Below are 12,860 nucleotides of genomic sequence, written 5' to 3' on the forward strand. Positions count from 1 at the left end.
GTTATCCGCATGCGCCGCGTCGTTATCACTGGTCTGGGCATCGTTTCGTGCCTGGGCAATGACAAAGAGACCGTCTCCGCTAACCTGCGTGCAAGTCGCCCTGGCATCCGCTTCAACCCGGAATATGCCGAAATGGGTCTGCGTAGCCAGGTTTCCGGCTCCATTGACCTCAATCTCGAAGAGCTGATCGATCGCAAGATCTATCGCTTCGTCGGCCACGCGGCGGCTTACGCCTACCTGGCCATGAAAGACGCCATCGCCGACTCCGGCCTGACCGAAGAGCAGGTTTCCAACCCGCGTACCGGCCTGATCGCCGGCTCTGGCGGCGCCTCTACCCTGAACCAGATGGAAGCGCTGGACATCCTGCGCGAGAAAGGCGTCAAGCGCGTCGGCCCATACCGCGTGACGCGGACCATGAGCAGCACCGTTTCCGCGTGCCTGGCCACTCCGTTCAAGATCAAGGGCCTGAACTACTCCATCGCTTCCGCCTGCGCCACCAGTGCTCACTGCATCGGTACCGCCATGGAACAGATCCAGATGGGCAAACAGGACATCGTGTTCGCCGGCGGCGGTGAAGAAGAACACTGGAGCCAGTCGTTCCTGTTCGACGCCATGGGCGCCCTGTCCAGCAAGCGCAATGACACCCCGGAACAAGCCTCCCGCGCCTACGATGCCGACCGTGACGGCTTCGTCATCGCCGGCGGTGGCGGCATGGTGGTGGTCGAGGAGCTGGAACACGCTCTGGCCCGTGGCGCGAAGATCTACGCCGAAATCGTTGGCTACGGCGCGACGTCCGACGGCTACGACATGGTGGCGCCAAGCGGCGAAGGTGCAATCCGTTGCATGCAGATGGCCATGTCCACTGTCGACGCACCGATCGACTACCTGAACACCCACGGCACCTCGACTCCGGTCGGCGACGTCGCGGAAATGAAAGGCGTGCGTGAAGTGTTCGGCGACAAGGCTCCAGCCATCAGCTCCACCAAGAGCCTGTCGGGTCACTCCCTGGGCGCCGCCGGCGTTCACGAAGCGATCTACTGCCTGCTGATGATGGAAGGCAACTTCATGGCAGGTTCGGCCAACATCGACGAGCTGGATCCGGAAGTGGCCGACATGCCGATCCTGACCAAGACTCGCGAAGACGCCACCATCAACACCGTGATGAGCAACAGCTTCGGCTTCGGCGGCACTAACGCCACCCTGGTCCTGAAGCGCTGGCAGGGCAAGTAAGCCCCGCCTTTGCCACATGAAAAACGCCCCGACTGGTTCGGGGCGTTTTTTATTGGGCGACTGTTTTTCCCCGCGTAAAAGCACTTACACCGAAAAACGCGCCACCAGGGTGTTCAGGTCCACCGCCAGCCGTGACAGCTCCTGGCTCGCGGCGCTGGTCTGGTTGGCCCCGGCCGAGGTCTGCATGGCCAGGTCGCGGATGTTCATCAGGTTGCGATCCACCTCCCTGGCCACCGCCGCCTGCTCCTCCGAGGCGCTGGCGATCACCGTGTTGCGCTCGTTGATCAGGGTGATCGCTCCGGCGATTTCCTCCAGCGCCGCCCCCGCCGCCTTGGCCAGCTCCAGGGTCGAGCGGGCTCGACTGTTGCTCTGCTGCATGGAGCTGACGGCCTGCTCGGTGCCCAGCTGAATGCCGCCGATCATCTGCTCGATCTCCTGGGTCGATTGCTGGGTGCGATGCGCCAGCGCCCGCACCTCGTCCGCCACCACCGCGAACCCGCGACCGGCATCCCCGGCCCGCGCCGCCTCGATGGCGGCATTCAGGGCCAGCAGATTGGTCTGTTCGGCCACCGAACGAATCACATCCAGCACCTTGCTGATGCCATACACCTTCTGCGCCAGCTCTTCGACCTGGGAGGCGTTGGCAGTCACGTCGTCGGCCAGGGACTCGATGGACTGTACCGTCTGGCGCACCTGCTCACGCCCATGCTGGGCAATCAGGTCGGACTGGCGGGAGGCTTCGGACGTTGCCACAGCATTGCTGGCCACCTCCTCCACCGCAGCGGTCATCTGGTTCACCGCGGTCGCCGCCTGTTCGATTTCCTGGCTCTGCTGGTGCAGGCCGCGGGTGGCGTCCTCGGTCACGCAACTGAGTTCCTCCGAAGCGGAAGCCAGCTGGCTGGAGGACTCGGAAATACGCCGGATGGTCTCCCGCAGGCTGTGCTGCATAGCCTTGAGCGCCTGCAGCAGGCGCGCCGGCTCATCCTTGCCGCTGATACGAATGTCCTCGGTCAGGTCGCCGCCGGCCACCACCTCGGCCACGTTCAGCGATTGCGCGAGCGGCAGCACGATGCTGCGGGTGAGCAACAGGGCCAGGACAATGGTCATCAGGCCCGCCACCACGATCATCACCGCCACCCAGACCTTGGCGTTGCTGAACACCGCCCTGGCCAGCTCGGTGGCCAGGTTGGCGTTGTGCCGGTTGAGGGCCACCAGCTCATTGAGGGTGCCCGCCAGCTCATCGGCCAGCTGGCTCATCTCGCCATTGACCACCGCAACCGCATCCTCGACCCGCCCCTGCTGCGACAGCGCCATCACCTGGTTCTGATGCTCGAGGTAGCGCTTCTCGGCGGCCTTGTAGCGATCGAACAGCACACGCTCTTCCGGTAGCACAATCAGCGCGTTATAGCGCTCCTGGGCCACCGTCATGCCGCGCTTGATCTCATTGAGTTTGCTTTCGTTCTGCGCCAGGGCCTGGGGGCTGCGGTTGATCAGCAAGCGCATGGTCAGCGCCCGGACCCGCAGCAGGTCCTGATTCATTTCGCCCACCGACATCACACTGGGTAGCCAGTTATTGTCGACCTCGTCGGACTGCGCGCGCATGTTCGACATCTGCAGCAGGGCGAACGCCCCCAGGCCGAACACCATCAACGCCAGCAGGCCGAAGCCCAGGCCCGCGCGCGGTGCAATGTTGAGACTCCTGATGCTCATTCTCCGGTTCCTTCCAAAAGCGCTGCATTCGCCATACAGCGGGCTGCTCTTGAAGGTATCGGGTCGCGGAAAATTTGCTTAAGACGAAAACGTGATATCAAAACGCCCAAGCACTCCGATGCCTGGGCGTAAACGATTCAGCGTACGGTAAAACGCTGCTGGACCAACAAACGGTCGCCCTGGAATACCATGAAACGCCACTCGCCGGGGATCACCTCATGACTCTCGGTGAACTCATAGGCCATGATGTCCTGCGGCGCGCCCGGCACCAGTTTCTGGGTCACTTCGAGCTTGTCGTGACGCTGGCCATCCGGGGTGCGGATGCCCGGCGTGAAATACAGCAGGGTCAGCGGCACATCCTCGGCCACCTTGCCGGCCAACTGATAACGCAGGCCGAACTTGGTGCCCAGCCGCGCGGGCACGATCTCGGTCTGCTCGATGTTTTCGTTGCTGCGCCGCAGCACCCGCTCACCCGACTGCAACGCGGCCTTTGGCCCCTCGAACACACCATATTCCACCGGTCCTTCGACACGGACTTCAGCACTGGCAAGGCCACTGAGCATCATCAGCGCCGCCAATGCGCTTAAACGGGTGAGGTGCATATCGCGCTCCTTGATTGAGATGGCGCGAGCCTATGACGCAGGCATGACAGGCTGATGACAAACCTGCATCGCCAGCGCCTTGGCAACGCCCACCAACCGGAGCCACCCAGGATCAACGTGCGCGCGGCAGCACGGCAAGGAAGTTGTCCCGGGCCACCTTGCGCGCCACGGCCTCCGGCAAGGCATCGAGGAAGGGATCGAAGCCGCGCATTTCCCGCCCCAGCTTGTTGAAACGCCCCACCACGTCCGAACCCAGCATGAAGCGCTCGGGAAAGCGCTCCACCAGCTTCAGCCACTGCGCCCGAGGCACGCCCTGCTCATCCAGCAGATATGGCCTGAGCACGCTCCAGGACAGGTCGATGTACAGGTTGGGGTAAGACTCGAGCATCCGCGCCAGGGTCGGCAGGAGAAAATCCAGCTGCACCTGATGCCGGTGGATCTCCATGCTGGTGCCCGCGTGGGCCCAGATAAAGCGCGTGTGGGGATGATTGCGCAGCGGCTCTTCGATTTCCGCCAGGTACAGCGGGTTCTTCTCGCGCTTGGAGGTGATGTTGGAATGCAGCATCACCGGCAGGTCGTTTTCCGCCGCCAGGTGATAGATCCGCGTCATCGCCTCGTTATTGGCCCGTGGCGTATCGCCGGAGGTCAGCGCGGTCAGGTCGTCGTGGCGAGTGAACACCTCGCCGATGCCCTGCCATAGCCCCGGATTGAGGTCGAGCATGCGCTGGATATGAGCGTCGGAGTTCTTGTCGTTGGGGTTGAAGCCGGACAGGAACGGATGAAAATGCTGGCGCTGCTCGGGCGTCAGGCGGTTCACCGCGGCAGCGACAATCACATCGGTGGCGCTGTACCAGTAGGCATCGGCGTCGTCGCCGGCGTAGTAGCGCGGTCGCTTGGGTTCGTCTTCATGCCATTTCTTGGCCACCGGGATACCGGAAATCATCACATGGTCGATGCGATTGTCGGCCATGGCCTTGAGCAGCTTGTCCATGCCTGCCGACTCCTGGAAGAAGTCGACGTAATGCAAGTGAGCATCGCTGTAGGCGTAGTCGCGGGCCTGGGCCCAGGCGCTCGGCAGCAGCAACAGCAAGGTGCTCAGGTAGATCCAGTGCATGGGCGGGCTCCCGTCGGTTGACGCTGGGTAGACCCTGCCCCGCAGGTGACGGTTCAGAAAAAGGGGAACGCACGGCAAGCGTAATGCTCTATAACTGCACCACCTTTCAACGTCTGTTCCGACTGCTCACCACTGCCCGAGGTCCGCCATGACTATCACCGTCAACACCGAGTCCAGCGAAGGTTTCCGCCACAGCATCCAGATCGATGACCATCAATTGTTCGCCGACCTGCCCAAGACCCTGGGCGGCGAAGGCTCCGCGCCGGAACCCCACGACTTTTTCGATGCCGCCCTGGGTGCCTGCAAGGCCCTGACCCTCAAGCTGTATGCGCAGAAAAAAGAGATTCCGCTCACCGGCGTCACGGTCGAGGTCAAGCACGACAATAGCCAGGAGCAGAAAGGCAAATATGCGCTGCACGTCAAGCTGACCCTCAAAGGCGTGCTCACCGACGCCCAACGTGAAGAACTGCATCGCGTCGCCGACCGCTGCCCGGTGCACAAGCTGATGACCACCGCCGAGGTGAGCATCGAGACCCACCTCTCCGAAGGCGCCTTCAGCCAATAGCGCCACGGCTCGCACAAGCGGGTTATGCTCCCGGGCATAACCCGATCAGCCTGGAATGCACCATGAACACACCGCTCGTGATTCGCCCTCGCGCCGAGGACGTCGAAGGCCAACCCATCCTGCGTCCGCTGCCCTCGGCCCAATGCCGCAGCGTGGGGCCCTTCGTGTTTTTCGATCACATGCTGCAAACCCGCTACCCCGCGGGCAAGGGCATGAATATCCGCCAGCATCCGCATATCGGCCTGTCGACCCTGACCTACCTGTTCCAGGGGCAGATCCAGCACAAGGACAGCCTCGGTTCCGATCAGGTGGTGAACCCGGGGGATGTCAGCTGGATGACCGCCGGCAGCGCCATCGCCCATGTCGAGCGCACCCCGCAGGCGCTGATCGATAGCGACTTCAGCATGCACGGCCTGCAGGTCTGGCTGGCTTCGCCCAAGGCCCATGAACAAGGCCCGGGGCACTACAGCCATCACCCGGCCGCGACCTTGCCGGTCAGCGACAACCTCGGGGTCAAGATCCGCATGATCGCCGGCAGCGGTTTCTGCCTGGAATCGCCGATCCCGGTGCTCTCCCCGACCCTGTATGCCGAAATACAGTTGCAGACCGCGACCACCCTGCTGATCCCCGCCGAACATGAAGAGCGCGCCCTGTATGTGCTCGAAGGCGACGCCCAGCTGGATGGCGAGCCCGTCGAACCGCACTCGCTGGTGATCCTGCCGGCCGGAACCACACCCACCCTGTTCGCCGACAGCGATTGCCATGCCGTACTGTTCGGCGGCGCGCCGCTGGATGGTCCACGGCGGATCAACTGGAACTTCGTCTCCAGCGATCCAGCGCGTATCGATGAAGCCCGCCAACGCTGGGCCGCTGGCGACTGGCCGACGGTGCCGGGGGAAAGCGAAAGAATCGAACTGCCCAAGGGCAAAGGCTCGCCGTCACCCCTGTAGCGCCGGGCGCTCGGTGATCCGGACAGGTCAAGCGCCGGGCCAGGCTTCCCCCGCCGCCTGGTTGCGCAACCAGGTACCGGCCGGCGCGAGCGGTTGCGGGTAGCTGGATCCCGGCCTATGGTCCAAGCGATGCATTGCCTGCGACCGGCGCGCGATGATTCGCCGTGGGTCGCCCATCCAGCGCAGCTTTGCGCAGCGAGGTGACGACATGCCGAACGACTCCCGTCCCGCCGTACTCGAACTGATTGGCAACACGCCGCTGGTGCGTGTCAGCCGTTTCGATACCGGCCCCTGTACGCTGTTTCTCAAGCTTGAATCGCAAAACCCCGGTGGCTCGATCAAGGACCGCATCGGCCTGGCGATGATCGATGCCGCCGAGCGCGATGGCCGCCTGCGACCCGGTGGCACCATAGTCGAAGCCACCGCCGGCAACACCGGCCTCGGCCTGGCCCTGGTCGGCCGCGCCAAGGGTTATCGGGTGGTCCTGGTGGTACCGGACAAGATGTCCACCGAGAAAGTCCTGCACCTCAAGGCGATGGGCGCCGAAGTGCACATCACCCGCTCCGATGTCGGCAAGGGCCACCCTGACTACTACCAGGATATGGCCGCGCGACTGACCAAGGAGATTCCCAACGCGTTCTTCGCCGATCAGTTCAACAACCCGGCCAACCCGCTGGCCCACGAATGCAGCACCGCGCCGGAAATCTGGGCGCAGACCCAGCATGACGTGGACGCCATCGTGGTCGGCGTCGGCTCGGCCGGCACCCTGACCGGCCTGACCCGGTTCTTCCGCCGGGTGCAGCCGGACCTGGCCATGGTCCTGGCCGATCCGGTCGGCTCGGTGATGGCCGAATACAGCCGCAGCGGCGCCCTCGGCACGCCCGGTTCCTGGGCGGTGGAAGGCATCGGCGAAGACTTCATTCCGTCCATCGCCGACCTTTCCAGCGTGCGCAAGGCCTATTCCATCAGCGACGAGGAAAGTTTCGAGCACGCCCGCCAGTTGCTGCGCGCCGAGGGTATTCTCGGTGGCTCTTCGACCGGTACCCTGCTGGCCGCGGCTCTGCGCTACTGCCGCGAGCAGACTGAGCCGAAGCGGGTGGTCAGCTTCGTCTGCGACACCGGCACCCGCTACCTGTCGAAGATCTACAACGACCAATGGATGAACGACCAGGGCCTGCTGCAACGCAAAGGCTACGGCGACCTGCGCGACCTGATCGCGCGGCGCTTCGAGGACGGCCGGGTAATCAGCGTGGGGCCGGACGATACCCTGCTCACCGCCTTCCAGCGCATGCGCCTGGCCGACGTCTCGCAACTGCCGGTGCTGGTGGATGGGCAGCGGCTGGTTGGGGTGATCGACGAGTCGGACATCCTGCTGGGCGTGCACGAAGATGCTTCACACTTTCGCAAGACCGTGGCCAGCGCCATGACCGATCAGCTGGAAACCCTGCCTCCCGGCGCCAGCCTGGCCGAACTGGAGGCGGAACTCGACCGTGGCTTCGTGGCGATCATCGCCGACGCTTCGGGCTTCCACGGCTTGATTACCCGGGTCGACATGCTCAACCACTTACGGAGATCACTGCCATGAGCCAACAGGATGAAAGCGGCGCGCCACGCGCCTTCGCCACCCGGGTAATCCATGCGGGGCAAACGCCGGACCCTTCCACCGGGGCGCTGATGCCGCCGATCTACGCCAACTCCACCTATGCCCAGCAAAGCCCCGGGGTGCACAAGGGGCTCGACTACGGGCGCTCGCACAACCCCACGCGCTGGGCCCTGGAACGCTGCGTGGCGGACCTCGAGGGCGGCACCCAGGCCTTCGCCTTCGCCTCCGGGCTGGCAACGATTTCCACCGTGCTCGAACTGCTCGACGCAGGCGCGCATATCGTTTCCGGCAATGACTTGTACGGCGGGACGTTCCGTCTCTTCGACAAGGTGCGCCAACGCAGCGCCGGCCATCGCTTCAGCTTCGTCGACCTGACCGATCTGTCGGCTTTCGAAGCGGCGCTGCAGGACGACACGCGGATGGTCATGGTCGAGACCCCGAGCAATCCCCTGCTGCGCCTCACCGATCTCGCCGCCATCGCGCGCATCTGCCGGGCACGGGGCATCATCTGCGTCGCCGACAACACCTTTGCCAGCCCGTGGATCCAGCGTCCGCTGGAGCTGGGCTTCGATATCGTGCTGCACTCGACGACCAAGTACCTCAACGGCCATTCCGACGTGATCGGCGGCATCGCGGTGGTCGGGCAGAACCCCGACCTGGCCGAGCGCCTGGGCTTCCTGCAGAACGCCGTGGGAGCGATCGCCGGGCCGTTCGACGCCTTCCTCACCCTGCGCGGGGTGAAGACCCTGGCGCTGCGCATGGAACGCCACTGCAGCAACGCCCTGGAGCTGGCGCAATGGCTGGAACGCCAGCCACAGGTGGCGCGGGTCTACTACCCGGGCCTGCCGTCCCACCCGCAGCACGCACTGGCACGGCGGCAGATGCACGGTTTCGGCGGGATGATTTCCCTCGACCTGGACTGCGACCTGGCCGGCGCCAGGCGTTTTCTCGAGAGCGTGCGGATCTTTGCCCTGGCCGAGAGCCTGGGCGGGGTGGAAAGCCTGATCGAGCACCCGGCGATCATGACCCACGCCAGCATTCCCGCAGACACCCGGGCGCAGCTCGGCATCGGCGACGGGCTGGTGCGTTTGTCCGTGGGCGTCGAGGATGTGGAGGACCTGCGCGCCGACCTGGCCCAGGCACTGACGCGGATCTGAATGGCCGACAGGCACAAAAAAAGCCCGCCTGGCGCACAAGGCGGCTCACTGAGAGCCGCATTGCATCGCCAAGCGGGCTTGTGGTTCCCGGGGCTCAGCCCTTGAACACTTCATCCAGCAGGTTGTGCATCGAGGTGAAGGCGCGACGGGCGGTCTTGGCGTCGTACATCATCTTGCCCGGTACATTGGCGTGCGGATCGGTGAAGGAATGCACCGCGCCGCCGTAACTCAGCAGTTGCCAATCCACCCCCGCGGCATTCATTTCCTCTTCGAAGGCCGGCAATTGCTCTTTCGGCACCAGCGGGTCGGAGGCGCCATGCAGCACCAGCACCGAACCCTTGATGTTCCGGGCGTCGGCCGGGTTCGGCGTATCCAGGCTGCCGTGGAAGGACACCGCGGCTTTCAGCGGCGCACCACTGCGCGCCAACTCCAGGGAGCAGCAGCCGCCAAAGCAGAAGCCGAAGGTGGCCAGCCGGGCCTTGTCCACCGCCGCTTCCTGCTGGCTCTGCAGCGCCTCGAAGGCCGCCTGCATGCGCTTGCGCAGCAAGGCCCGGTCATTCTTCAGCGGCATCATGGCGGCACCCGCCTCGTCGCCGTTGCTCGGGCGGACCTGTTGCCCGTACAGGTCGGCGATCAGCACCACATACCCCTCGGCGGCCACCGCCTCGGCGATCTTCTCGGCACCGGCGCCGACACCCATCCAGTTCGGCGCCATCAACAGCCCCGGACGCGGGCCCTGCTGGCTGGCATCGAACGCCAGGCGGCTTTCATAGGATTGACCATCAATCTGGTAGACCAGGGAACGAACAGTGACTTGGCTCATTTCAGACTCCTGATTCAAAAACACCGGAATGAAAAAACCCGCCGAAGCGGGTTTCTATACAACGCAGTTAAACCGACAGTTCAACCAGCAGCTTGTTCAGGCGGCGCACATAGGCGGCCGGGTCTTTCAAGCTGTCGCCGGCAGCCAGGGCCGCCTGATCGAAGAGGATGTGCGACAGGTCGCCGAAGCGCTCGTCGCTCTGCTCGCCGTCGAGTTTCTCGATCAACGGGTGAGCCGGGTTGAATTCGAAGATCGGCTTGGAATCCGGCACCTTCTGCCCGCTGGCCTCGAGGATCTGGCGCATCTGCAGGCCCAGGTCCTGCTCGCCGATCGCCAGGATCGCCGGGGAGTCGGTCAGACGGTGGGAAACCCGCACTTCGCTGACGGTATCGCCCAGGGCGGTCTTGATCCGCTCCACCAGGCCTTCCTTGCTCTTGGCGACTTCTTCCGCGGCCTTCTTGTCCTCTTCCGAGTCCAGGTTGCCCAGGTCCAGGTCACCCCGCGCCACGTCGACAAAACCCTTGCCGTCGAAGTCGCTCAGGTAGCTCATCAGCCACTCGTCGATGCGGTCGGTCAGCAGCAGCACTTCGATGCCTTTCTTGCGGAAGACTTCCAGGTGCGGGCTGTTCTTGACCTGCTCGTAGGTTTCGCCGGTGAGGTAGTAGATCTTGTCCTGGCCTTCCTTGGCGCGTGCCAGGTACTCGGCCAGGGAAACACTCTGCTCGCCGTCGTCGCCCTGGGTGGAGGCGAAGCGCAGCAGGCCGGCGATCTTTTCCTTGTTGGCGAAGTCTTCGGCCGGGCCTTCCTTCATCACCTGGCCGAAGTTTTTCCAGAAGCCCTTGTATTGCTCAGGCTCGTTCTTCGCCAGTTTTTCCAGCATGTCCAGCACGCGCTTGGTCAGCGCCGACTTCATGGAGTCGATGATCGGGTCTTTCTGCAGGATTTCCCGCGACACGTTCAGCGACAGGTCGTTGGAGTCGACCACGCCCTTGATGAAGCGCAGGTACAGCGGCAGGAAGGATTCCGCCTGGTCCATCACGAACACGCGCTGCACGTACAGCTTCAGGCCTTTCGGCGCTTCACGCTGGTACAGGTCGAATGGCGCACGGGCCGGCACGTACAACAGCGAGCTGTATTCCAGCTTGCCTTCGACCTTGTTGTGGCTCCAGCTCAGCGGGTTCTCGAAGTCGTGGGCGATGTGCTTGTAGAACTCCTGGTATTCCTCGTCCTTGATTTCGGTACGCGGACGGGTCCACAGCGCACTGGCGCGGTTGACGGTTTCCCATTCCTGCGCAGGCTTCTCCTCGCCCTCAGCGGCAGCGGCCTCTTTCGGCAGCTCGATCGGCAGGGCGATATGGTCGGAGTACTTCTTGATGATGTTGCGCAGGCGCCAGCCGTCGGCGAACTCGTCTTCGCCGGACTTCAGGTGCAGGACGATGCGGGTACCGCGGTCGGCCTTGTCGATGGTCGCGACTTCGAACTCGCCTTCGCCCTTGGAGGACCAGTGCACGCCTTCGCTGGCGTCAAGGCCGGCGCGGCGGCTGAAGACATCGACCTTGTCGGCGACGATGAAGGCGGAATAGAAGCCCACGCCGAACTGACCGATCAGGTGCGAATCCTTCTTCTGGTCGCCGGTGAGGTTTTTCATGAAATCGGCGGTGCCGGACTTGGCGATGGTCCCCAGGTGGGTGATCACATCGTCCCGGCTCATGCCGATGCCGTTGTCTTCGAGGGTGACGGTCTTGGCGTCCTTGTCGAAGCTCACACGGATTTTCAGCTCCGCGCCACCTTCCAGCAACTCAGGCTTGGACAGGGCTTCGAAGCGCAATTTGTCGACAGCGTCAGAGGCGTTCGAGATCAGTTCGCGAAGGAAGATTTCCTTGTTGGAATACAGCGAATGGATCATGAGGTGCAGCAGTTGCTTTACCTCGGTCTGGAAGCCCAGGGTTTCCTTTTGAGTTTCCACACTCATGGTCATCAAACTCCAATCAGATGGCATAAGCCGCGCCCGGAGGGCTTACGGCGGGATGTCCACAGAGTTGGGGGCTATACCTGAGATTTCAAGGCCCTGGACTTTCTTCGAGCTTGAAATGTGCGCGGGCGGTGGCAATCGGCTCCTCCGCGCTGCTCTGCCAGGCGGTGATGGCCACGTTCGCCACCCGCCGTCCCTGGCGGCAGACCTGGCATCGGGCATAGGTATCGCGAAATTGCCCGGCACGCAGGTAATCGAGGGAAAAGTCGATGATCTTCGGCACACCCGGCGAGCCGGTGCCAATCAACAGATGCAGGGCCGCGGCCAGCTCCATGAATCCGGCGATCACCCCACCGTGCAGGGCCGGCAGCAACGGGTTACCGATATTGTCGCGGTTGGCGGGCAGGCGAAACAGCAACTCATCGCCCTGCCGCGAACACTCGATGCCAATCAGCCTGGCGTAGGGAATCAATTGCAGCAGCGCGGCGTAATCGCCTTGCTGGTGGGCATGCTGCACTTGCGTCTGGAAATCGTCGCTCATGGCTGCTCACCCTTGATGACACCGGCAAAACCTTTGCTGCCCTTGATGCCCTTGCCCATGCGCATGAAGGTGCCCACCACATGGGCAACAGGGTGCTCGGGGTCGTCCTGATAGGCAAAACCACGGGTGAAAATCACATCGGTGGTCACCCGGTAGCACTGGGCAAAGCCATACACGCTCTTGCCTGGCTGCGCCGGGTGCATGTAATCGATGCGCAGGTCCAGGGTCGGGCAGACCTCGAACTCCGGCAGGACGCACAAGGTCGCCATGCCACAGGCGGTGTCCATCAACGAGGTCAGCGCACCACCGTGGATCACTCCGGTCTCGGGGTTGCCGACTATCTGCGAGCTGTAAGGCAACATCAGGGTGATGCCGTCTTTTGAGGCGCTGTGCACGCTCATGGCCAATACCTGGCAATGGCGCAACGCCGACAAAAATCGCGTCGCACGCTCAAAAACAGGGTTTTGCTCCATAAGGAAATTCTCTAGTTGGTGTCAAAACCGCTCGGTTAACGCGGCAGGTAAAAGTTCCATATTGCTGGCACTTTATATATCTTTAACTTTCAAGGAACTTAACCTGTAGAGCCATGCTCG

Annotated in this window: 12 protein-coding genes and 1 pseudogene; 5 read left to right on the forward strand and 8 right to left on the reverse strand. The window is 63.3% G+C overall.

The window, feature by feature from the left end:
- Window positions 1-9: 9 nt before the first annotated feature.
- Window positions 10-1,230, forward strand: coding sequence for a beta-ketoacyl-ACP synthase I (gene fabB, locus AC07Y9_RS02210; protein ID WP_007931556.1), 1,221 nt, complete (start codon window positions 10-12; stop codon window positions 1,228-1,230).
- 84 nt (window positions 1,231-1,314) lie between these two features.
- On the opposite strand, the gene AC07Y9_RS02215 is transcribed toward fabB, so the two are convergent.
- The 4 genes and pseudogenes from AC07Y9_RS02215 to AC07Y9_RS02230 form a co-directional block, all read right to left on the reverse strand.
- A complete protein-coding gene (locus AC07Y9_RS02215) occupies window positions 1,315-2,178 on the reverse strand; it encodes a methyl-accepting chemotaxis protein (RefSeq protein WP_370686805.1) in 864 nt (287 codons plus the stop codon).
- Window positions 2,170-2,940 (reverse strand): annotated as a pseudogene (locus AC07Y9_RS02220) (MCP four helix bundle domain-containing protein); the annotation flags it as partial. The pseudogene AC07Y9_RS02220 and the gene AC07Y9_RS02215, both read right to left, overlap by 9 nt.
- Window positions 2,941-3,077: 137 nt before the next feature.
- The gene (locus AC07Y9_RS02225; protein WP_007931553.1) at window positions 3,078-3,542 is read right to left on the reverse strand and encodes a DUF3859 domain-containing protein; all 465 of its coding nucleotides are present in this window, start codon (window positions 3,540-3,542) and stop codon (window positions 3,078-3,080) included.
- 112 nt (window positions 3,543-3,654) lie between these two features.
- Window positions 3,655-4,656 carry an amidohydrolase family protein gene (locus AC07Y9_RS02230; RefSeq protein WP_102678437.1) on the reverse strand — a complete coding sequence of 334 codons (1,002 nt, stop codon included), beginning with the start codon at window positions 4,654-4,656 and terminating at the stop codon, window positions 3,655-3,657.
- Between the two features lie 148 nt (window positions 4,657-4,804).
- Here AC07Y9_RS02230 and AC07Y9_RS02235 point away from each other — a divergent pair, with 148 nt between their 5' ends.
- From AC07Y9_RS02235 to AC07Y9_RS02250, 4 genes are all read left to right on the forward strand, one after another.
- Window positions 4,805-5,221 (forward strand): OsmC family protein, encoded by a 417-nt coding sequence (locus tag AC07Y9_RS02235; RefSeq protein WP_007931549.1) that lies wholly within the window; start codon window positions 4,805-4,807, stop codon window positions 5,219-5,221.
- A gap of 62 nt (window positions 5,222-5,283) precedes the next feature.
- Complete coding sequence (locus AC07Y9_RS02240) at window positions 5,284-6,171, forward strand: pirin family protein (protein ID WP_102678438.1); 888 nt, start codon at window positions 5,284-5,286, stop codon at window positions 6,169-6,171.
- Window positions 6,172-6,379: 208 nt separating this feature from the next.
- On the forward strand, window positions 6,380-7,756 hold the full coding sequence (locus tag AC07Y9_RS02245; protein ID WP_053260600.1) for a pyridoxal-phosphate dependent enzyme: 1,377 nt from the start codon (window positions 6,380-6,382) through the stop codon (window positions 7,754-7,756).
- Window positions 7,753-8,931, forward strand: coding sequence for a trans-sulfuration enzyme family protein (locus tag AC07Y9_RS02250; RefSeq protein WP_102678439.1), 1,179 nt, complete (start codon window positions 7,753-7,755; stop codon window positions 8,929-8,931). Before AC07Y9_RS02245 ends, AC07Y9_RS02250 begins: the two co-directional genes overlap by 4 nt.
- Before the next feature lie 94 nt (window positions 8,932-9,025).
- On the opposite strand, the gene AC07Y9_RS02255 is transcribed toward AC07Y9_RS02250, so the two are convergent.
- The 4 genes from AC07Y9_RS02255 to AC07Y9_RS02270 form a co-directional block, all read right to left on the reverse strand.
- Window positions 9,026-9,754, reverse strand: coding sequence for a dienelactone hydrolase family protein (locus tag AC07Y9_RS02255; RefSeq protein WP_102678440.1), 729 nt, complete (start codon window positions 9,752-9,754; stop codon window positions 9,026-9,028).
- A gap of 67 nt (window positions 9,755-9,821) precedes the next feature.
- The gene (gene htpG / locus AC07Y9_RS02260; RefSeq protein WP_102678496.1) at window positions 9,822-11,726 is read right to left on the reverse strand and encodes a molecular chaperone HtpG; all 1,905 of its coding nucleotides are present in this window, start codon (window positions 11,724-11,726) and stop codon (window positions 9,822-9,824) included.
- An 88-nt stretch (window positions 11,727-11,814) separates the two neighbouring features.
- Complete coding sequence (locus tag AC07Y9_RS02265) at window positions 11,815-12,267, reverse strand: PaaI family thioesterase (RefSeq protein ID WP_102678441.1); 453 nt, start codon at window positions 12,265-12,267, stop codon at window positions 11,815-11,817.
- A complete protein-coding gene (locus tag AC07Y9_RS02270; RefSeq protein ID WP_102678442.1) occupies window positions 12,264-12,740 on the reverse strand; it encodes a PaaI family thioesterase in 477 nt (158 codons plus the stop codon). Before AC07Y9_RS02270 ends, AC07Y9_RS02265 begins: the two co-directional genes overlap by 4 nt.
- Window positions 12,741-12,860: the final 120 nt, after the last annotated feature.

The sequence above is a fragment of the Pseudomonas sp. GW456-L12 genome (genome assembly GCF_059424045.1).